Below are 1,035 nucleotides of genomic sequence, written 5' to 3'. Positions count from 1 at the left end.
GCTGCCGAAGCGGGGAAATACCGTCTTGCTCAGCAGCCGGATGAAGGTGTCATGCGCCAGATCCGCGGCGTCGGCGGCATTGCCGAGCCGGCGGTGCAGCCAGCTGCGCAGCCAGCGGTGGTGATCGCAATAGAGGGCCTGCGCGGCGGCAGGGGTCGGGCAGTCGGAGGCGCTCACGGGATCAGGGCTGGGAGGGGGCCGGCGCCGTCGGCTGGCGGCGCGGGCTTTGAATCGAAAATGAGAATTAATCATCGTAGCGTAAACGTGCCGCCTCACACAACGCGCCGCAGGCGGAACAGCGGGCGCGCGCCGCCTCGTTCCGGCTGCGGCGCTGCCGCGCCTGGCGGGGGATGCGCACGGGAAATCCCTGATCCGCGGCGCATTGCTTGCGCGGCGAATCCGTGGCTAGAATATTTATATGTGCTATCGAAGTATTGCTAATAAATACTTGTGGCGTAGATGAATATCGACGGCCGGACGCCCGATTCGGGTGGGTGCGAGGACCGTCCAAGCTGGGGAACCGCATGCGGATTGACGAGTACGAAGGGCTGGACGGCCTGGATCTGGCGGCATTGCTGGCGCGCAAGGAAGTGCAGCCCGCCGAGTTGATGGACTGCGCCTTGCAACTGGCGGAGCGGCGCGGCAAGCCGCTGAACGCGTTGACCTACGTGCAGCCGGAAACGGGCAAGGCCCTGGCCGCCGAATGGCGCCAGCGCGGAATCTTCCGCGGCATCCCGTTCCTGCTGAAGGACTCGGGGCTGCCCAGCCGGCGCTTCCCTTCCAGTCTGGGATCGCATCTGTTCGACGACGTGTCGTACCCGTTCGATGCCACGCTGGCCGAGCGCTTCGAGGCCTCGGGGCTGGTGCCCTTCGCCCGCACCACGGTGTCGGAACTGTGCATGGGGCCGTCCACCGACGCCCGCCGCAATGGCGGCGCGACCTTGACCCCGCGCGCGCTGGACCGCTCGGGCGGTGGCTCCAGCGGCGGCGCGGCGGCGGCGGTGGCCGCGGCCATCGTGCCGGTGGCGCATGGCA

At 68.2% G+C, this 1,035-nt stretch carries 2 protein-coding genes; one reads left to right on the top strand and one right to left on the bottom strand.

Annotated features, from left to right (window positions below):
• On the bottom strand, positions 1–252 hold a 252-nt coding region (locus FA727_RS25760; RefSeq protein WP_281280951.1), incomplete at its 3' end, for a sigma factor.
• 272 nt (positions 253–524) lie between these two features.
• Between FA727_RS25760 and FA727_RS25755 the strand changes: the two genes are divergently transcribed.
• A partial coding sequence (locus tag FA727_RS25755; RefSeq protein ID WP_246042034.1) for an amidase family protein occupies positions 525–1,035 on the top strand: 511 nt, incomplete at its 3' end.

Origin of the sequence: Robertmurraya kyonggiensis, assembly GCF_005116465.1 — a bacterium.
Lineage (GTDB): Bacteria > Bacillota > Bacilli > Bacillales > Cytobacillaceae > Robertmurraya > Robertmurraya kyonggiensis.
Note: the sequence above shows the minus strand (reverse complement) of the source record. Positions and strands in the feature narration are given on the sequence as shown.